Below are 19,031 nucleotides of genomic sequence, written 5' to 3'. Positions count from 1 at the left end.
TAGACGCATTGAATATGTCTTTCCAACCACCAGTGGTTCTAACAAGTAAGGCTTTCAATCAAAAAACTGATAGTACTTCAGCAAAAGAAGCCGTGAATTTTGCACAGTTGTTTGAATCCATAACTGTCGATGGCCAAATTGCAAGTGAAGAAGTAGTAACTGAAACTTCGCAAGAAGAACTGCTAGAAAAACTTGAAGATGTGTTGCAAATCTTGCAAGATCTACCAAAAGAATCTATGTCTCCTGAACAACAAGAGATGATGTATGCAATCATACAGATGTTATCCAATCAAACGATCCAAATAGAAGAACAGCTTCAAGTTAATGAGTCCAGCCTAGAAAAGGGTACGGCAAGTAATTCAACTCAAGAAAAGCTTGTGAACTTAATTCAACAGGTTGAGCTAGAGCTTAAAGAGCTTATGTCAAATTCATCTATTATAAAATTCGAAGATGTTTCGGAAATTGTGGGGGTAGAAGAGAAAAATATTTTCGCGGACCCTAAAAAGCTTGATCAGGTGTTTAAACAATTAGTCGGTTTTATCCAGCAGCTTGAAGCAGAACAGCAAACTGCAGGGAAACAAACTTCATTTCAGCAATTAGAACAATTAGATCAAGCTCTAAAGCAAATGAATAGTACTACTCAAGAACTAGCAAGTCACACACAACTAGTAGAAACAAGACAAAGTAATGTAATAAATGTAGATACCTCTCTACAAGTAACTGGGAGTACCGTTAACCAACAGACAAGTGATGGTGGACTGTCAGTAGAAACAATTCAAACCGAAGAGATTAGCCAAACATTAACTGGTGGTACAGCCCTTGATACAACAAAGTCAAGCCAGGCAGGGGGACGGACAGAAACGAATGTACCAGCTCCTACGGTCCGCATGACTAATCTTATTGAAGAGTTAGGCGGAGTACTTCGCAGTTCTTTTCGTTTAAATGGGAATGGGGAAGGTTCGCAAATAAAAGTGAACATCTTTCCTGAACATCTCGGACATTTAGATATTCGTATAACCGAATTAAATGGAAAGATTGCAGCTCAGATTTTTACTAGCAGCTTAGTAGCAAAAGAAGCGTTAGACCTTCAAGTAAATCAGTTGAGAAATTCACTGCTTCAGCAAGGGATAACGATTGAGAAAATTGAAATATCGCAACAGCATTCTTCCCAATCGTTTGGACAACAAAACGCACATCCCGACCAACGCTTTTCACAGCAGCAAAAGCAAGGAACCGCGGCACGGAATAAACACGGATATCAACAACTCGAAGAAGAAGTAGCAGTCATACGCAATCATGCGGTAAATGGAATGATGAAAGTAGATTATACAATCTAGTAAAAGAAAGGAGTATTTCCATGAATGTGAACAGCTACAACTCGGTCGGTAAGCAGGCGTTGGCTACAAATAAACAATCTGAGCCACAAAATGGACTTGGAAAAGATGCTTTTTTGCAAATTCTTGTCACACAAATGAAAAACCAAAACCCTTTAGAACCTTTAAAAGATACAGAATTCATTGGACAAATGACTCAGTTCAGTAGCTTGGAGCAGTTAACAAACTTAAATCAAACGATGAATCAGCTTGTGGGAGTTCAAGGAATGCAATCATTTACAGAACATTCAAATCTAATCGGGAAAAAGGTGTTTTGGGAATATGAAGTGAACGGGAAACTTGAATCAGGAGAAGGTATTGTTAAAGCGTTGTCGTTTAGTAAAGGTGAGTTAATAGTGGAGCTTGAAAAGGATAATATAAAGGTTCCGATTTATGCTATAAACCGAATTGAAAAGCACTTAGAAACAAAAAACGAACAGGAAATTGTCTAATCCACAAAGGGGATAAGGCAATATTTGAAAGGGGAAAAACAAATGTTACGTTCAATGTATGCGGGTGTGTCGGGTATGAAAGGTTTTCAAACTAAATTAGATGTGATTGGGAACAATATTGCCAATGTAAATACGATTGGTTATAAGAAAAGCACAATTAATTTCCAAGATTTATTAAGTCAAAATTTATCAAGCAGCGGTGCTAATCCAATACAGGTTGGATTAGGGTCAACTACTTCTGCTATTAATGTAGTTCATACTCCAGGTTCATCTATGACAACAGGAGATGGTAAAGACCTTACCATTATCGGAGATGGGTTTTTCGTTGTACAAAATCCAGCCGCTAATGGAAGTCAGTATTTAACACGAGCTGGGAACTTTGTAGTCGAGGCAGACGGAGATTTAGTTACAACTCAAGGTTATAACGTTTTAAATAGTGCTGGTCAGAAAATTACGATTAATCCAGCTACTTATGATTCATTTACCATTGATCGGTTAGGTGAAGTCAAAGGCAAATTACCGAATGGAACAGAGCAGTCGATTGGCTTTATAGGTATTTCTTCACCTCCAAATCCAACTGGGCTTCGTAAATTTGGAGGATCTTTATATGAATTAACTACAAAATCAGGTGCAGGACCAATTGGACCTGCAGCTGACCAGAATACTGAAATTGGTGCTGGCATGCTTGAAATGTCGAATGTTGATCTTACTGAAGAATTCACAGAAATGATTATCGCTCAGCGTGGATTCCAAGCAAATTCTCGTACAATTACAACTTCTGATGAGATCTTACAGGAAGTTGTTAACTTGAAACGATAACATAGGAGGGTTGGGCTGAGAGAGGACATCCTCTCTCTCGCCACTTTTATTATGATTCAATTAACTAGACTAAATCAATCATCTATTACATTAAATGCCATTTATATAGAAAGAATAGAATCGATTCCAGATACAGTGGTGACGTTACTATCGGGTAAGAAGGTACATGTATTAGAAACGGTTGAAGAAGTTTCCGATAAAGTGGCAACCTTCTACCAGAAAATAAACCTTTTCCATAGTTTACAAGAGCCAAACTGGACGGAATGAGGGGGGAACAGCCTTGGGAGAAGTCTTAACAGATGAAAATATTGATGCCATTCTTTCGTCTATAAAAAATGAAAAACCTAAACAGGCTAAACCTGGCAAAGAAAGAAATGTTCAAACTTACGACTTTAAAAAAGCATTACGCTTTTCACAAGACCAAGTTAGGACATTGACTAGAATCCATGAAAACTTTTCGCGATTACTGACCACCTACCTATCAACGCAGCTTCGAACGAATGTACAAATTTTTGTTACTTCTGTTGACCAATTTCCATATGAGGAATTTATCAATAATGTACAAGATAAATCCCTTTTAGGTGTATTTGATGCTCCTCCGCTTCAAGGAAGTATGGTCATGGAATTTTCTCCGGAAGTTGTGTATGTCATGGTAGATCGATTGCTTGGTGGGCAAGGAAATATAACGCAAAAAAGCAGTGACCTAACTGAAATTGAAATAAGTGTGATTCAGAGAATTTTTATTAGGACATTAAATAGTTTTCAAGAAGCTTGGTTGTCTGTATTGAAACTATCGCCAGAATTTAAAGAAATTGAGGTCAATCCTCAGTTTTTAACGATGTTTCCTCCAAATGAAACAGTAATTTTGGTTTCTTTACATACGAAAATTGGAGATGTCGAAGGCATAATTAACATCTGCTTGCCACACGTTGTATTAGAGCAAATTTTACCTAAGCTATCCGCGCGACATTGGTTAGCTAATCAGAAGAAAACAATTGAAAATCATGAAGCGGAAGCATTAGAAAAGAAATTACAAGCCACTAGACTGAATGTCAAAGCTATTTTAGGAAGATCAACGATAGAAGTGGGCGATTTTTTAACGCTTAAAAGTGGAGATGTCATTCGCTTGAATGAGTCCTATACCGATCCCGTAATCGTATTGGTTGATGAAAAGCAGAAGTTTTTTGCACAACCTGGGGTCTCGAAAGGCCGGATGGCTATACAAATTACCGGTATTCATGGAGAAGGAGATGAATTCGATGACAACTAATAAGTTAACTCCCGATGAGATTAATGGTTTATTAGGTCAAAAAGAAACGACTGACAAGATGATTTCCGAAAGTTTACTGTCTAAAGTGGAAATGGAAGCTTTAACAGAGTTACTAAATGTTTCAATGGGTGGTTCATCTACTGTACTTTCCTCACTATTTTCTGAACCAACCACTGTAATGTCTGCAGAACTGTCAATAAAACAAAATGACCATTTATTAACGAATACACAGTCACCTTTTATTGTGATACTAGGGGAGTATACCGGAGGCTTTAATGGCATTCAGATTCTCTCCATATCTGTAGAAGATGTACAAGCCATAAGTGAAATGATGGATCCGGGTAGTGAAGCAGAGAATATGCGAAAACAGTTCCAGATTGTAGAAGAAGTTGTTGAAAAAATGTTTACTTCTGTCTCTCAATCAATGGCTACTGTATTAGAACAAGAGATTTCTCACTCCTTATCTAGTATGGATTTGATTGAAACTCAACAAGACTTCCCGGTATCTAAACTCACGCAAGAGAGATGGTTTATTCAGGCTGATTTCCAAATAAAAATTGGCAGTCAAAAAAGTCTAAGCCTCCAACTTAACCTTCCTGTTCGCTTGGCTAAACAAATGGTAGGGATATTAACAGATTCATTGGACGAGGATTATCCAGAGGAGACACAAGAGATGCAATTTCAATCTACTAATCAATCAACTACAACAAAAACAATAGATTCAGAAGCAACACCTAATATCCAATCTGTCCAATTTTCAAGTTTTGATGAATTTAGCTCATCTCAATCCGAACCAAACAATTTAAACATGTTACTCGACATTCCGCTTCAAGTAACTGTTGAATTGGGAAGAACGAAAAGAATGGTTAAAGAAATTTTGGGAGTTTCTCAAGGTTCGATTATTGAACTTGATAAATTAGCAGGTGAACCTGTCGATATTTTAATTAACAATAAGTTAATTGCAGTAGGTGAAGTTGTTGTAATTGACGAAAATTTCGGTGTACGTGTAACAGATATTTTAAGTACAGCAGATCGTATATCAAAGCTGCGATAATGCACTAAGTAAGGAGTTACCAAGCTTGATTCAAAAATATGTTATTGCGATAATTTTAGTTTTTGCTTTTCTAGTAGTTTCCATCCCAAATCCTGTTGATGCAAAAGAACCTATGGCCTCCGACTGGGTTAAAAAAAAGCAAACTGATGATCAGTCAGAACCTGAAGAAACAGAAGATAGTACTGTATCAAATACTTCTGAAGACAAGAGTCTCGTGGTAATCATCATAAAACTTATTTTCTATACGCTCTTAATTCTTGTGATGATTTACGCATTGATTAAATTTTTGGCGTTAAGACAAAAGAAACTACAGCCAAACCAAGCCGTTAAATTAATGGGGGGCACTCCGCTAGGCAATAATAAATCACTGCAGCTTGTTAAAGTTGGCAAAAAGGTTTATTTAATTGGTGTCGGAGATCAAGTCACATTGATTAAGGAATTTTCCGAGTCGGATGAAATTAACAACATTGAATCAGATCTAGAGAAACAATCTACACTTTTCACTAGCCCTCTAGCTAATATCTCTACCTCAATTGCCTCGATCGTTAATTTTTCGAGAGAAAAGATGAGCAAAAGAATGGGATCTAAACCTAATCTTAGTTTTGATCACTTATTCAAGCAAAGCCTAACTAAACAAAAAGGTAAGCAAGATCAACTTAAGCAGGACTTAAATGAAGTAGATGAAGATAAGGAAGGTAACTCAAAATGACCGACTTCCTATTTCTTGTGAGTATTCCTGGTATCGATTTTGGTTCCGATGCACCGGGGGACGTTTCAGTTACCCTACAACTTCTAGCCTTACTGACCATTTTATCTCTTGCTCCGGGGATCTTAATTATGCTTACCAGCTTTACTCGGATAATTATTGTTTTGTCATTTGTGCGGACAGGATTAGGAACACAGTCCATGCCTCCAAATCAAGTGCTTGTTGGGTTAGCCCTATTTTTAACGTTTTTTATCATGTCACCCATTATGGTGGAAATTAATGAAACGGCCTTACAGCCATACTTAGCAGGTGATTCAACTCAAGACGAGGCGCTCGATACAGCGGTTATTCCAATTAAGGAATTTATGGCAGAGCACACACGAGAGAAAGATTTAGCCTTGTTTTTTAAATATGCTGGATTGAAAAAACCAGACAGTATTGAAGATATTCCGCTGACTTCACTCATTCCGGCATTTGCTATTAGTGAGTTGAAAACTGCATTTCAAATTGGTTTTGTTATCTTTATCCCATTTTTGATTATTGATATGGTGGTCGCCAGTACGCTTATGGCTATGGGTATGATGATGCTTCCGCCAGTAATGATTTCTTTACCATTTAAAATATTATTATTTGTACTTGTTGACGGCTGGTATTTGATTATCGAATCGCTGCTTGTTAGCTATTAGTGAAGGGAAGAAAACGATGACTCCAGACGTGGTAATTAAACTAGCGGAACAATCAATTTACATGATCATCATCATATCTGCACCAATGCTACTTATTGCATTAGCCGTCGGATTAATTGTGAGTATTTTCCAAGCAATGACACAAATTCAGGAACAAACCCTTGCGTTTATTCCGAAAATATTAGCCGTGTTTTTGTCTCTTGTATTATTCGGACCCTGGATGTTGACGCTGTTATTGGATTTTACAAGAGATTTATTCCAACAGCTCCCACAGCTAATCGGATAGTAGGCATATTATGAATTCGATCATTGAGATGTATCCGTATCTTTTACTTATATTTGTTCGCTTAACTAGCTTTTTTATCATTGCTCCTTTATTTGCGATGAAGGGTGTTCCCAATCAATTTAAGGTAGGGCTTGCTTTCTTTATAGCGTTGGTTGCCTTATCGAATCTACCAGATGGGGAGCCGCTTCCGCTAGATTCCTTTTATATACTGTTGATCATTAAAGAACTCGGCGTAGGTCTAGCTTTAGGGTTTACAGCCGCATTACTCTTGTACACGGTTCAAATAGCTGGCGCGTTTATCGATTTCCAAATGGGTTTTTCAATTGCCAGTGTCATGGATCCACAAACTGGAACCCAGGTTCCAATCATTGGTCATTTTAAATATATTTTAGCCCTGCTTTTTTTACTGACAGTTAATGGGCATCATTTAATGCTTGATGGTGTCATGCAAAGCTTTCAATCGTTTCCAGTAGAATCAATTGCATTCTCGGCGAAAATGGAAGACGTTGCACATTTCTTCACGAAGTTATTTGTAGAAATGTTTATGATTGCTTTACAAATCGCTTTACCGATTGTGGGTGCGCTATTTCTCGTCGATGTCGCACTTGGGATTTTAGCTAAAACCGTGCCACAATTAAATATTTTTGCTGTCGGGCTCCCTTTAAAGATTATTGTAGGATTCATCATGTTGTTTCTATCCATGCCAATTTTCTTTTACATTTTGCAAATCCTGTTTGAAAAGATACTGATTAGCATGTCTCAGTTGATCCGATTATTAGGAGGGGCATAGATGGAGAAGAGATATCTTCTAGTTCTAGATTTACAATTCTTTTCTGGGGAAAAGACAGAAAAAGCAACACCTCAGAAAAGGCAAGAGTCCAAACGAAAAGGACAAGTAGCTAAAAGTCCTGAAGTTCCTGCAGCTATGATTATGCTTGGTGGGATTATGTTACTTAATTTTTGGGGAGGATGGATGCTTGACCAGCTTCTGGCAATCTATCGGATTAATTTTAGTCAGTATATTGCTTGGGAATGGTCTCCAATTAATATCCGCAATTTATTTGAACAAATGACATTTAATGCGATTAAGATAGTTGCTCCTATCATGGCCATTGCGATGGTATCCGGCTTTCTAGGGAATTACATTCAAGTGGGTTCCTTATTTACAACGGATCCATTAAAAATGAAATTAGAACGATTAGATCCAATTCAAGGTGCGAAGAAAATATTTTCTATGCGTGCTTTAGTAGAACTTGTAAAGTCATTACTTAAAATTGCCATTATTGGCTTTGCCGCTTTTAGTGTTTTGTGGTCAGAAAAAGAAGAGCTATTTTTACTTTCACAAAAGAGTATTGGTTATTCTTTATCGTTTATTGGATCACTAACTCTCAAAATGGCCACCGTTTCTGCCATCATTTTATTGTGTTTAGCTATTTTAGATTATATGTATCAAAAGTATGAATTTGAAAAAGGCATCCGAATGTCGAAGCAAGATATTAAAGATGAGTATAAGAAAGCAGAAGGGGATCCTCTGATTAAATCAAAAATTAAAGAACGGCAAAGACAAATGAGTATGAACCGAATGATTCAAGATTTGCCGAATGCAGATGTTCTTATCACGAACCCAACACACTATGCAATTGCGATTAAATATGATGCCGAAACAATGGCAGCCCCCATGGTTATTGCGATGGGAAAAGACCATATTGCATTGAAAATTAAAGAAAAAGCAAAAGAACTTGAAATTGTGATTATGGAAAATAAACCACTTGCCCGTGCTCTATATCATCAGGTTGAAATAGGAGACTATGTTCCTGAAGAATTATTCTTAGCGGTAGCAGAGGTTTTAGCATATATCTATCGATTAAAAGGAAAGATTAAATGAAGAATATAATAAAGGAGGAGGAAACAACTTGAAAATCAAAGATTATGTCGTCTTAGTATCAGTTATTATGATTGTCGTAATGATGGTTATTCCTCTTCCACCACTCTTGTTAGATATATTAATTATGATAAATATTAGTCTTTCCTTAACTATTATTCTGGTTGCCATGAATACCAAGGAAGCACTGCAATTCTCAATTTTCCCTACGTTGTTGTTACTAACTACATTGTTTCGATTAGGATTAAATGTATCTACTACTCGATCGATTTTAACCAATCAAACGGGTGGAGAGGTTGTTGAAACTTTTGGTTCATTTGTTGTTGGAGGAAGCCCGATAATTGGTATTTTGATTTTCCTGATACTCGTAATTATCCAGTTCTTAGTAATTACCAAAGGATCTGAACGTGTTGCAGAAGTTGCGGCTCGTTTTACACTAGACTCGATGCCGGGTAAACAAATGAGTATCGACGCTGATCTAGGTGCTGGGATGATTTCCGATCAAGAAGCAAGAAAACGCAGAGAAAAGGTTAACCAAGAGGCGGACTTCTACGGGGCCATGGATGGTGCAAGTAAGTTCGTTAAAGGGGATGCGATTGCTGGGATAATCATTGTTCTCATTAATATTATCGGCGGTCTATTAATTGGTGTCATCGTTCATAAATTGCCAATTGGAGAAGCGGCACAACTATTTACACTGTTGTCAATCGGTGATGGTTTAGTTAGTCAGATTCCGGCATTGTTGATTTCAACTGCAGCAGGAATCGTGGTCACTCGGGCTGCTTCTGAAGGGAACTTAGGTTCAGATATTGCGAAACAACTCTTCGCATACCCTAAAATGCTCTATGTGGTGGCTGGGACATTATCATTATTTGCTCTGTTCACACCGATAAATCCTCTATTAGTATTGCCTGTTGCCGCTCTTGTGGCTTTTGGTGGCTATAAAATGCAGCGGAATTTAACAGCAGAGGAAAATAAAGAGAAGGTAGCTAGTAATGAAGACCAAGAGCGTGAAGAATTAAAAAGCCCCGAAAGTGTCATTGATCTTTTGCATGTTGATGCGATTGAATTTGAATTCGGTTACGGCTTAATTCCGATTGCCGATAAGAACCAAGGCGGGGACTTATTAGATCGCGTCATTATGATTCGAAGACAATGCGCTATCGAATTAGGAATAGTTGTTCCGGTCATACGAATACGCGATAATATTCAACTACAACCAAACGAATATGTCATTAAAATTAAAGGGAATCGAGTAGCGTCCGGTAAAATTATGCTCGATCATTATTTAGCAATGAGCCCAGGAATAGACGACGAAAGCATTGAAGGTATTCCGACGATTGAACCTGCATTTGGTATGCCGGCTCTATGGGTGAATGAAGAAATGAAGGAAGAAGCAGAGTTAGCAGGTTATGCAATTGTCGACCCCCCTTCTGTAGTCTCCACACATCTTACCGAAGTGATTAAGCGCCATGCACATGAATTAATTGGCAGACAAGAGGTTAAATCACTCGTTGAAAATGTACGTGAAACCTCACCGGCAGTTATAGAAGAATTAATTCCACAGATGATGGCAATTGGCGAAATACAAAAAGTCTTAATGAAACTTCTAAAAGAAAAAGTATCGATACGAAATTTACTTGTGATTTTAGAAACATTAGCAGATTATTCATCACAAACGAAGGATCCGGATGTACTGACTGAATACGTGAGACAAGCTCTTTCTAGACAAATTACCTTGCAGTACACCATTCAACATGAACCTTTACAGGTTATTACGGCAGGTGCAAGTCTCGAGAAGAAATTCGCAGAGTCTGTCCATCGATCGGAACAAGGTAGTTATTTATCGATTGACCCAGAAACATCACAAACTATCTTTCAAAAGATTCAAGAACAAGCATCACAACTGCAACAATCTGGTGTTCAACCGATTCTTTTAACTTCGCCTGCTATACGCATGTATATGAGGCAGTTTATTGAACGGTTTGCCCCAGATCTTCCAGTACTCTCATATAACGAACTAGAACCAGAGGTAGAAATTCAAAGCGTTGGGGTAATCAATATCTCAGCAGGGGCAGCTAAAATCCCAGTCGGGGCGGTTAATATCTAATGAGGCTAAAAACTTATACTGTAAATAATATGACGCAAGCAATACCAATGATTAAAAGAGACTTAGGCGAAGACGCTCTTATTTTGAATACAAAGAAAGTCAAAACTGGTGGTTTTTTAGGGTTTTTTAAACAAGAAAAACTTGAGGTAATAGCTGCCGTTGAAACAAAACCAAGTGAAAAAAAGAGAAGCAATGAAAACATCAATCCTGAATCCGAATTTTTACAAAAGGAAGAGGTTTCAGTTTTAATGGAATCCGAAAATCCATCTGTTAAAAAGGATGAAAATCTCGATGGGCTTATGAGTGAATTGAAAAGCTTGAAGCAATTCATGTTCCAAGCGATTGATGAGAATCGAATGCCTGATGCATTAAAATCGTTGAATAAAAAGTTAATTGCACAAGGAATCACTGAAGAAGTTCAATCTGAGTTACTGGGAAAGCTGATGCTAGTTTTAGATCAGCATCCCAATTACACGGAAGACAAAATACATGCTTTGGCTCGTAAAGAAATCATCAAGTTAATCAATACCCATAAAAAAAGGCTGAGCAGAAAAAAGGTAGACATCATTTGTTTTATTGGTCCAACAGGAGTTGGAAAGACCACAACAATCGCTAAAATAGCTGCGCACTATTTATTGAGTGAAGAGAAAAAAGTGGGACTCATCACATCAGATACCTACCGAATAGCGGCAGTGGAGCAATTGAAAATCTATGCAGGGATTTTGAATATACCGATCCGAGTCGTGGAATCTTCAGCTGACCTGACTGTAGCAATGGATGACCTCAGCAACTGCGATATCATTTTGATGGACACGGCAGGTAGGAATTATCAACAAAAACAGTACATTGATGATCTAAAGCAGATGTTGCCTGAGGACAAGAAAATCCAAATTAATTTAGTGTTGAGTCTTACCTCAAAGTACGAGGATATGAAGAAAATCATCGATAATTTCCAAACGATCGTAATGGACCAGCTGATTTTGACAAAAAAAGATGAAACAAGTTCATCAGGTGCCATCCTGAATTTGATTTATCATTATTCAACCCCTATACGTTATATTGCCAATGGCCAAAATGTTCCAGATGATATTCTTACGGTAACCCCGGAGATGATAGCGAACTTCGTATTAGGAGAAGATGAAAATGATTGATCAAGCAAAACAATTAAGAGATAAAGTTCTGCAAAAGAAAACTAAAAAAGAGCGAAGACAAACCCGAATTATTGCTGTCACAAGTGGTAAAGGTGGAGTTGGAAAATCAAACTTCGCAATAAATTTCGCGTTAAGCCTAGTTCAACAAAACAAAAAAGTGTTAATCTTTGACGTTGACTTAGGATTTGCCAATGTGGATGTGTTATTAGGGAGATCTAACAAAGAGTCCATTGCCTCGATGATAGAAAAGGATTTATCTATTTGGGAGATTATCGAAGAAGGGCCAAATGGGTTGTTATTTATATCTGGCGGTACAGGATTTAATGATATGTTTCGGTTAGATGAAACGAAAATGAACAAATTTTTTACAGAGTTAAGTACGATTCAAGGAACTGTGGATTACATTATCTTGGACACAGGTGCAGGGTTATCTTATGAAAATTTACGATTTATACTAGCAGCTGATGACGTCATTTTAGTGACAACTCCAGAGCCTACTTCAATCACAGATGCTTATTCTATTGTGAAAATGGTTCATGCAAAAGATCAAAACGTACATATGAAATTGATTATTAACCAATGCACCAGTGAAAAAGAAGGAAAACAAACAGCGGATAACTTTAAAAAAGTGACTGAGCAGTTTTTAAATAAACAGATTGGGACATTAGGCTTTATTCCAAGCGACGTAAATGTGCCCAATGCAGTAAAAAAACAAGTCCCGTTTTTACTGGCATTTCCAAACTGCCATGCTTCACAGGCTATGCAAAATGTGACGAGTGAATTTCTACAATTACCTGTTGCTTATAAGCTTGGAATCAAAGGGTTTTTATTGAAAATGCTTTTTAAAAATTAGGCTATGTTAAAGAATGCCGTTGATATTGAGGAACAAACGAAAGCGCAAATGTACGAAAAACAACAGTATATTTTCACAGCAAAAATTGAGTAATACACGTCTCTCGTACCTATGTCTAGCAAGCGCCAGCCTAAGATCTCTATATAGGGGTCAGAAAGGCGCTATGCACTTTTCTTGCAATCTTAGAAGTGGTGGTGAAACTCATGTTGAACAATAAATTGTCAAAAGAAGAACTTTATTACTGGGAAAATTGGCAAAAACAGCGTGATCCACAAGCGGGAGAATATCTAGTAGAGCGCTATCTTCCTTTGGTTGACTTTGTTGTACAACGGTTTATGATCAGTTTACCTAGAACGGTTGAAAAGGATGACATACGTAGTCTCGCATATGAAGGGCTGCTTGATGCATTTGATAAATTCAATATCGAGCGAGACTTAATGTTTGAGACTTATGCTTCATGGAGAATTAAAGGAGCAATTATTGATGGTCTTAGGCACAGTGATTGGTTACCTCGTTCTGTAAGGGAAAAAGTGAAGAAAATCGAAAAAGCTTATGCTGTTTTAGAGCAGAAAAATAATTATTCAGTTACGGATGAGGAAGTTAGTGAATATCTAGGGATTACTAAAGTCGAGCTGAACAAAACAGTATCAGAAGCTGCTTTATCTACAATGACTTCAATTGATGAAACCACTTATGATGAACATAATCAAGTTGGAAAATATAATATGGTTAATGATAATTCTGGATCTCCAGAACGATATTTAACCGAACAAATGACTAAAGAATCTCTATCAAAAGCTATTGAGCGCTTGCCAGAAAAAGAGAAAATAACGATTTCTTTGTGTTATTTCGAGGAATTAAAATTAACTGAAATTGCAGAAGTTCTAAATGTAAGTGTTTCTCGAGTTTCTCAGCTGCATTCGAAGGCAATGTTGCGATTACGTGCATCTGTTCTATCTATACATGAAAATTATTAGGTTTTTTGAATAAGGTTCAGAAGGTTAAGGTGATACCCTTGGATTGGTTACTAATTGGATTAGTTATTTTAGTGATTTTAGTGAATATCAGGTCATTTATCGTTTTGACTCAGTTTAAACAAAAAAGGACACAAATGTTACAGGATACGGAAGCCATTCATCAAAGTATGGAGGAGTTTGTAACTAGCATAGAAAAAGAAAATGATGAACTCTATCATAAACTCGTTGATTATATCAAAGTGAAAGAGAGTAAGCTTGACGAGAGAATTCGACTATTAGAAGAACAACTAGATACTAGCTTGATGATAGCACCTACCAATGTAAATACGATTGATAACCAAGGCGATGAGGAACAGACAAATGACTTTTATTCGAATGAGAAAGAACTAGAAAACGAAAAAATATCAAAATTATATAAACAAGGTTTTTCACCCACACAAATAACAAAAGTACTAAAGATTGATCAAGGAGAAGTAGAACTTGTCATAAATATGTTGATCAAAAAGCAAAGCTATAATAAGTAAAATGAGGTGCTTCATTTGCGTATTGAAGGGCAAACAAAATTTCCAAGCGACAGGCTTAATAAAAGTGCTGTAGAAAATAAATACACGGAGTCTTTTTCTGCAGTAATAAAAAAATCTCAGTCAAAATTGCAGCTGGAATCTTTAAATCAATTAATGACTCGTGTGGATGCACAAGGACAGAAGCTTACGAAACAAAAAACAATAGAAAATCTCGTTGATTATAAGAATTTAGTAAAGCAATTCATAGGAGAATCATTGAGTTATGGTTTGCAATTATCCGATAAACAAAGCTTTAGCCCTAGTGGTGGTATGAAAAATCATCAATTAGTTGAAGTAATTGATCAAAAACTTATTGAACTTCACGAGGAAGTGTTAAATAATGAAAAGGAAGGTATTGACATTCTTCAGATGGTTGGAGAAATCAAAGGGATGCTAATTAATATATATATGTAATTAGTGATGTAAATGGGGGAAACGTAATGAGCGAAAATCGTCGTGAATTTTTTCGAGTGAATTTTGAGAGATCGTTAAGTGGACAGCTTTTAGTACATGGAGGAGAGTCAATGTTCCTAAGTATTGATAACCTTAGTGTGAAAGGCTTAGGATTTTCTTCATCAATCGAGATTTCGCTACTTGCTAAAGTAGAATGTCGTTTTGAGATTTTAGATATCCCTTTTACAATGGATGGTTCTATTATTCGCAAGTCTAGAAAAACGGATGAAATTGAATACGGAATTGATTTTGTAGTGGATAAGGAAAAATCTTCACAACTATTTAAGCAATTAAATGCTTACCAAATTCGCCAACGAAGAGGAATGTTGGTTGATTAGTTAGATCAACCACTTCGCTTGGAGAAGGACATTGAAAAGCACCAATTAAGATGAATTTATCTTAATTGGTGCTTTTTTAATAAGAGGAAAAGTATAGTATAAACAGGTGATAATTTACAAGTATAGGATGATCTATTACATTAAAATCAGAAACTTAAAGAGGAGAGATATGATGGATTACACGGAAGATAAAAGTAAATTTTGGATTTTTTCCTTACTTTTATTAATAATAGCCCCTTTTGTTATCATGCTGACACCCATGATTGTTTCTGTTACACTATCGGATACTCCTGATAAAGTTGTCTTTATTCCGAAAGGTACAAGTATGATGATGTATGGTTTAGCTTTTGCAGTTGTGATCGTTTTTCTATGTGCAATGTATTTTTCAAAATCCAAAATGTTAAATATGTTGCTAGGGTTCATGGCGGTAGTTGGCTTCATCACCATTTTCAGCTTAGGTGTTCAAAACTACGTATATCTCCATAAGGACTTTATCAAAAATAATCCGATCTTGGGTTCTAAGGTTGAATACCAGTGGGAAGACCTTGCGAAAGTGACACACGAAATGTACGACGAAAAAACAAATCGCGAAGAAAACTATATTTTCGAGTTTAAAGATGGTTATACTTTCAGTTTTATTGGATCCGGAATAGTAGATGGAAAGGTGAAAAGTGAAATTTACCAAAAGGTGATGAAACTCGAAGTGCCTTATGATGAATATTAACAGAAGGTAACCCTATTTTGGGAAGCCCTTTTTTTTTCGCTTGGTTTCGGCATCTACGGTAGTTTTCATAAATGCAGACAAAAACCCATATAAACATAGAAACAAATATCATAAGGGTGGTAAACATTTCTTCTATATGGGTGGTTGGGTATTTATGTACAGCGTTAGGTTTTAGTATCGGGGGGATTATTGCCTGGATTTTAAAAGGATTTCAGAAGCGAATCGATACTGTTTACAGTATTTGCGCAGGTTTAATTCTTGGATTAATAAGTTTTGAAATTGCTCCTGAAGCAATCGAGTTAGGCAATTGGTTTACTTTTATTTTGGGATTTTTAATAGGCGTTACTTTATTTAAGGTCATACATAAATCGTTTATGATTCAAAGGGTACTTCCAGAAAATAAAGAAAAGCGTAATCCCTTATACACTGGGGCGATGCTAATGTTAAGTATTTCACTTCATAACCTTCCAATAGGAATCACGTTAGGTTCTAATCAAGACTCCACTTTAAGCTTTTCCATCCTTCAAACAATATTTCTTCATAACGTTCCTGAAGGGATTATTGTATTTACTCCATTATTTATCGCTGGTCTGGGCATCTGGACATTGATCTTTTTTTCTCTTATTGTAGCCTTACCAGTGGGGGTTGGTGCATATTTCGGGAATTTTTTAGGCATCGATAGTCCGGTTTTCTGGTCGGTTTTCATCAGCTTATCTATTGGGATGATCTATATGGTGACGGTAAAAGAAATTCTGACTGACTCGATTAAAGACTCTAAGTCAACGAAAGTTTTCTTCCTTGCACTCTTTGGTTTTGGTGTAATTGGAGTATATTTCGCTTTTATTTAACTTATACAAAATACACCCCGCTGAGATTACGAGATTTTGTTAATGGATAAGTTTACAGACAACTTGTTTGATAGTATGTTGCAAAGGTTTACTGTCCAGCTGTTTCTCAAACAAAAAGAAAGCTGATTTCAAAAAATTCTTAAAAGAAAGTTGTGCATAGTATGGTTGCAATTCTCCATGATCGTTTGCCCTTTTTTCTCTAAGAGAGCGATCAAGCGAATAAAGCCAATCCGAAATAATTTCATCAGTTAAATGGTGAGTGGCTAAAGTGACAAATGCACGAGCTAATCGTTCTTCTTCATCGTCTTGATAACCGACTGCAATAGTGAGGAATCGAGCAATATGTTTGAGTACTTTTCGTGCATCTGCTTCTGTTGACAACGGATGTTTGATTAGTGATTCCAATAAATCAGCTCCATGGGCGACGGCATGTGCCCATCCTTTATCTTGTACATAACCTCTCAAATCCTGTTCGTTCATCATATAGTCATGTGAAGCATTAATGACTTGTCGAACGATACCTTCATCAAGTATTTGTTTGGTTACATCATATTCTAAAATTGCTGCAAAGATGAGAGACGTGAATGAACGCGTAAAGACAGAATCTGGCGATGAATTTTCTAAATCGAAAAACAATGAACTATTTTTTAATAGAGAGTTCAATATATATTCCAACTGCTCTTTTTCAAAAAGATCTTCGAATATCAGTTTACAAAATGCACTAAAAATAAGTTGATCTCTTACGACAGGGTCGGTCGTGCCAATATTTTCAATCATTTCATCAAGAATATGTATTGATATATGAGTTACTTCCCCAGCGATTACACTAGTTAATGTTGTTTTTAAGTTTTCCATATTATTTCTCCTTTTTGCTCACTCTACCTTATTTAAGAATGATTATTGAGTTGCTTTATTGAACTCTAAATGTCCAAAATACTTAAAGTGTGTTAATATAATTTTTTACAAAAAATACACATATATGATAATATTACCACATGATAAAATTATTAAAAAGTTTTTTAGAATGTATTAAAAGAGAGTGAAAAATAGCTGGGGGACATTATGAAACTAAAAATTCTACATACTAATGACATACATAGTAACTTTGAAAACTTTTCAAAAATCGCGACATTGATTGCGCAGCATAAAGATGACAATACTTTAATTCTAGATGGTGGGGATTTCGCTGACTTTAAAAGCATCGAATTGCAAGGTACGAGAGGAATAGCGGCAATTGAACTGCTGGAAGAAGTGGGATACAATGCATTGACTATAGGGAACAATGAAATGTTCAATGGCATGGATACGCTTGAACATATGGCAACCCACAGTTCTGTCCCGTTCATTAGCAACAACTTAGTGAGAAAAGAATTAAGCAACGTCAAGGGAGTAGTTACGAGTACGATTATCAATAAAAATGGATTGCGTATACTGATTACGGGCTCTTCACCAGATATGGGTGTGTTCAATGAAGGTCTAGGGATTCATGTGCATCCTTATCAGGTTGCGATTGCGAATGTGATTGAACGAAATGAAGGTAAGTACGATTTGTGTATTTTGCTTAGCCATATCGGAACTGTAGCCGACGAAGACCTAGCGAAAGATATGCCCCAAATAGATGTTATCCTTTCTGCACACGATCACCAACTTTACAAAGAAGCAAAAATCGTCAATGGCACAATTATGAACAGTGCAGGGAAGTACGGAGAATATTTAGGAGTTGTGGAATTAGAAGTGAATCCGAATAGACACATAGAATTGCTTCATTCGGCCACTCTTTCTACCGAACACGGGAAGGAAGATGAGCGTGTACTGGCTATTCTTAAGGATAATAAAGAAATAGCTATTGAAACGTTGAGCAAGCCCCTCTATACAATCAGTCATCCTCTTTGGCATGATGTGCTTGAGGAAAATCCATTGACTAACCTAATTGCGGACGGGTTAAAAGACATGTTGAAGTGCGATATTGGTCTTATTAACAGTGGTATTGTCAATGCGGGTGTCTTTAACGATATTTCCAATAAAAAGCTAATTGAAATCTGTCCATCTCCTTTAAATCCAACGTCGTTTGAAGTGAAAGGAAAAGACATCAAATTAGCTCTTGAGCAATCACTGGATGTCCAAGTTTGTTTGGCAGATGGCAGAGGTCCTGGATTCAGAGGAAAATTCGTGGGAAGACTTCATATTTCCGGTGCTGATATCGTACATAACGGCAAAGTAATCGAAGTGGTCACCATTGGAGGACAAACGATGGAAGATGATGTTTGGTATTCAGTAGCAAGCTCTGATTATTTACAGCGCGGTTCAGGCTATGCATCACTTGCGAACAACCGCAATGATCAATACCAAGCAGAAGAAATCAAAGACGTCATCCGTCAATATGGTAACCAAACAGATTTTGTGGAGCGTGCGATGGATAACCGATGGAAACAGAAAACTAAAATGAACGTATAGAAAAACCGGTGCGGGAGATCTCCCGTACCGGT

General features: G+C 36.8%; 22 protein-coding genes. 21 read left to right on the top strand and 1 reads right to left on the bottom strand.

Going from position 1 to position 19,031, the window contains the following annotated elements; translation table 11 throughout:
• The first annotated feature begins 14 nt into the window (after positions 1 to 14).
• From C8K15_RS06790 to C8K15_RS06695, 20 genes are all read left to right on the top strand, one after another.
• Positions 15 to 1,337: a flagellar hook-length control protein FliK gene (locus C8K15_RS06790; RefSeq protein ID WP_108585664.1), complete on the top strand. Its 1,323-nt coding sequence runs from the start codon at positions 15 to 17 to the stop codon at positions 1,335 to 1,337.
• 20 nt (positions 1,338 to 1,357) lie between these two features.
• A complete protein-coding gene (locus C8K15_RS06785) occupies positions 1,358 to 1,825 on the top strand; it encodes a flagellar hook capping FlgD N-terminal domain-containing protein (protein WP_108585663.1) in 468 nt (155 codons plus the stop codon).
• Positions 1,826 to 1,867: 42 nt separating this feature from the next.
• Entirely contained in the window at positions 1,868 to 2,644 is a 777-nt protein-coding gene (locus C8K15_RS06780) for a flagellar hook-basal body complex protein (protein WP_108585662.1), read from the top strand.
• A 51-nt stretch (positions 2,645 to 2,695) separates the two neighbouring features.
• Positions 2,696 to 2,911, top strand: a complete 216-nt coding sequence (locus C8K15_RS06775; RefSeq protein WP_108585661.1) for a flagellar FlbD family protein — start codon at positions 2,696 to 2,698, stop codon at positions 2,909 to 2,911.
• 13 nt (positions 2,912 to 2,924) lie between these two features.
• Complete coding sequence (gene fliM / locus C8K15_RS06770) at positions 2,925 to 3,914, top strand: flagellar motor switch protein FliM (protein WP_108585660.1); 990 nt, start codon at positions 2,925 to 2,927, stop codon at positions 3,912 to 3,914.
• Positions 3,904 to 4,968: a flagellar motor switch phosphatase FliY gene (fliY, locus tag C8K15_RS06765; protein WP_108585659.1), complete on the top strand. Its 1,065-nt coding sequence runs from the start codon at positions 3,904 to 3,906 to the stop codon at positions 4,966 to 4,968. Before fliM ends, fliY begins: the two co-directional genes overlap by 11 nt.
• A gap of 25 nt (positions 4,969 to 4,993) precedes the next feature.
• Positions 4,994 to 5,677, top strand: a complete 684-nt coding sequence (locus C8K15_RS06760) for a flagellar biosynthetic protein FliO (RefSeq protein WP_108585658.1) — start codon at positions 4,994 to 4,996, stop codon at positions 5,675 to 5,677.
• Entirely contained in the window at positions 5,674 to 6,360 is a 687-nt protein-coding gene (gene fliP / locus C8K15_RS06755) for a flagellar type III secretion system pore protein FliP (protein WP_108585657.1), read from the top strand. The genes C8K15_RS06760 and fliP overlap by 4 nt, the downstream gene beginning before the upstream one ends.
• Before the next feature lie 16 nt (positions 6,361 to 6,376).
• On the top strand, positions 6,377 to 6,646 hold the full coding sequence (fliQ, locus tag C8K15_RS06750; protein ID WP_108585656.1) for a flagellar biosynthesis protein FliQ: 270 nt from the start codon (positions 6,377 to 6,379) through the stop codon (positions 6,644 to 6,646).
• A gap of 10 nt (positions 6,647 to 6,656) precedes the next feature.
• Positions 6,657 to 7,436: a flagellar biosynthetic protein FliR gene (fliR, locus tag C8K15_RS06745; RefSeq protein WP_108585655.1), complete on the top strand. Its 780-nt coding sequence runs from the start codon at positions 6,657 to 6,659 to the stop codon at positions 7,434 to 7,436.
• Positions 7,437 to 8,531: a flagellar biosynthesis protein FlhB gene (flhB, locus tag C8K15_RS06740; RefSeq protein ID WP_108585654.1), complete on the top strand. Its 1,095-nt coding sequence runs from the start codon at positions 7,437 to 7,439 to the stop codon at positions 8,529 to 8,531.
• A 67-nt stretch (positions 8,532 to 8,598) separates the two neighbouring features.
• Complete coding sequence (flhA, locus tag C8K15_RS06735; RefSeq protein ID WP_369973715.1) at positions 8,599 to 10,638, top strand: flagellar biosynthesis protein FlhA; 2,040 nt, start codon at positions 8,599 to 8,601, stop codon at positions 10,636 to 10,638.
• Positions 10,639 to 10,667: 29 nt separating this feature from the next.
• Complete coding sequence (gene flhF, locus C8K15_RS06730) at positions 10,668 to 11,789, top strand: flagellar biosynthesis GTPase FlhF (protein WP_233260401.1); 1,122 nt, start codon at positions 10,668 to 10,670, stop codon at positions 11,787 to 11,789.
• On the top strand, positions 11,782 to 12,642 hold the full coding sequence (locus tag C8K15_RS06725) for a MinD/ParA family protein (protein ID WP_108585651.1): 861 nt from the start codon (positions 11,782 to 11,784) through the stop codon (positions 12,640 to 12,642). Before flhF ends, C8K15_RS06725 begins: the two co-directional genes overlap by 8 nt.
• A gap of 203 nt (positions 12,643 to 12,845) precedes the next feature.
• Positions 12,846 to 13,619 carry a FliA/WhiG family RNA polymerase sigma factor gene (locus tag C8K15_RS06720; protein WP_108585650.1) on the top strand — a complete coding sequence of 258 codons (774 nt, stop codon included), beginning with the start codon at positions 12,846 to 12,848 and terminating at the stop codon, positions 13,617 to 13,619.
• A 29-nt stretch (positions 13,620 to 13,648) separates the two neighbouring features.
• Positions 13,649 to 14,143, top strand: coding sequence for a DUF6115 domain-containing protein (locus C8K15_RS06715; protein WP_108585649.1), 495 nt, complete (start codon positions 13,649 to 13,651; stop codon positions 14,141 to 14,143).
• Between the two features lie 15 nt (positions 14,144 to 14,158).
• Positions 14,159 to 14,596 carry a YaaR family protein gene (locus C8K15_RS06710; protein WP_108585648.1) on the top strand — a complete coding sequence of 146 codons (438 nt, stop codon included), beginning with the start codon at positions 14,159 to 14,161 and terminating at the stop codon, positions 14,594 to 14,596.
• A gap of 26 nt (positions 14,597 to 14,622) precedes the next feature.
• Positions 14,623 to 14,973 carry a PilZ domain-containing protein gene (locus C8K15_RS06705; RefSeq protein WP_108585647.1) on the top strand — a complete coding sequence of 117 codons (351 nt, stop codon included), beginning with the start codon at positions 14,623 to 14,625 and terminating at the stop codon, positions 14,971 to 14,973.
• A 172-nt stretch (positions 14,974 to 15,145) separates the two neighbouring features.
• Positions 15,146 to 15,697 carry a hypothetical protein gene (locus tag C8K15_RS06700; RefSeq protein ID WP_108585646.1) on the top strand — a complete coding sequence of 184 codons (552 nt, stop codon included), beginning with the start codon at positions 15,146 to 15,148 and terminating at the stop codon, positions 15,695 to 15,697.
• A gap of 140 nt (positions 15,698 to 15,837) precedes the next feature.
• A complete protein-coding gene (locus tag C8K15_RS06695) occupies positions 15,838 to 16,545 on the top strand; it encodes a ZIP family metal transporter (protein ID WP_233260400.1) in 708 nt (235 codons plus the stop codon).
• 39 nt (positions 16,546 to 16,584) lie between these two features.
• Here the strand turns inward: C8K15_RS06695 and C8K15_RS06690 are convergent, their stop codons facing one another.
• On the bottom strand, positions 16,585 to 17,400 hold the full coding sequence (locus C8K15_RS06690; protein ID WP_108585645.1) for a DUF2785 domain-containing protein: 816 nt from the start codon (positions 17,398 to 17,400) through the stop codon (positions 16,585 to 16,587).
• Between the two features lie 207 nt (positions 17,401 to 17,607).
• Here C8K15_RS06690 and C8K15_RS06685 point away from each other — a divergent pair, with 207 nt between their 5' ends.
• Positions 17,608 to 18,999: a bifunctional metallophosphatase/5'-nucleotidase gene (locus C8K15_RS06685; RefSeq protein WP_108585644.1), complete on the top strand. Its 1,392-nt coding sequence runs from the start codon at positions 17,608 to 17,610 to the stop codon at positions 18,997 to 18,999.
• The last annotated feature ends 32 nt before the right edge of the window (positions 19,000 to 19,031 follow it).

Origin of the sequence: Paenisporosarcina sp. OV554 (assembly GCF_003058165.1) — a bacterium.
Lineage (GTDB): Bacteria > Bacillota > Bacilli > Bacillales_A > Planococcaceae > Paenisporosarcina.
The sequence above is the reverse complement of the archived record's forward strand: the minus strand, read 5'-3'. Positions and strand labels throughout refer to the sequence as shown.

Bases quoted from the DNA above. Each gene is read 5' to 3' on its own strand.
- C8K15_RS06790 (WP_108585664.1), top strand. From the start codon at position 15: ATGTCTTTCCAACCACCAGTGGTTCTAACAAGTAAGGCTTTCAATCAA.
- C8K15_RS06785 (WP_108585663.1), top strand. From the start codon at position 1,358: ATGAATGTGAACAGCTACAACTCGGTCGGTAAGCAGGCGTTGGCTACA.
- C8K15_RS06780 (WP_108585662.1), top strand. From the start codon at position 1,868: ATGTTACGTTCAATGTATGCGGGTGTGTCGGGTATGAAAGGTTTTCAA.
- C8K15_RS06775 (WP_108585661.1), top strand. From the start codon at position 2,696: ATGATTCAATTAACTAGACTAAATCAATCATCTATTACATTAAATGCC.
- fliY (WP_108585659.1), top strand. From the start codon at position 3,904: ATGACAACTAATAAGTTAACTCCCGATGAGATTAATGGTTTATTAGGT.
- fliP (WP_108585657.1), top strand. From the start codon at position 5,674: ATGACCGACTTCCTATTTCTTGTGAGTATTCCTGGTATCGATTTTGGT.
- fliQ (WP_108585656.1), top strand. From the start codon at position 6,377: ATGACTCCAGACGTGGTAATTAAACTAGCGGAACAATCAATTTACATG.
- fliR (WP_108585655.1), top strand. From the start codon at position 6,657: ATGAATTCGATCATTGAGATGTATCCGTATCTTTTACTTATATTTGTT.
- flhB (WP_108585654.1), top strand. From the start codon at position 7,437: ATGGAGAAGAGATATCTTCTAGTTCTAGATTTACAATTCTTTTCTGGG.
- flhA (WP_369973715.1), top strand. From the start codon at position 8,599: ATGATTGTCGTAATGATGGTTATTCCTCTTCCACCACTCTTGTTAGAT.
- flhF (WP_233260401.1), top strand. From the start codon at position 10,668: ATGACGCAAGCAATACCAATGATTAAAAGAGACTTAGGCGAAGACGCT.
- C8K15_RS06725 (WP_108585651.1), top strand. From the start codon at position 11,782: ATGATTGATCAAGCAAAACAATTAAGAGATAAAGTTCTGCAAAAGAAA.
- C8K15_RS06720 (WP_108585650.1), top strand. From the start codon at position 12,846: ATGTTGAACAATAAATTGTCAAAAGAAGAACTTTATTACTGGGAAAAT.
- C8K15_RS06705 (WP_108585647.1), top strand. From the start codon at position 14,623: ATGAGCGAAAATCGTCGTGAATTTTTTCGAGTGAATTTTGAGAGATCG.
- C8K15_RS06700 (WP_108585646.1), top strand. From the start codon at position 15,146: ATGGATTACACGGAAGATAAAAGTAAATTTTGGATTTTTTCCTTACTT.
- C8K15_RS06690 (WP_108585645.1), bottom strand. From the start codon at position 17,400: ATGGAAAACTTAAAAACAACATTAACTAGTGTAATCGCTGGGGAAGTA.
- C8K15_RS06685 (WP_108585644.1), top strand. From the start codon at position 17,608: ATGAAACTAAAAATTCTACATACTAATGACATACATAGTAACTTTGAA.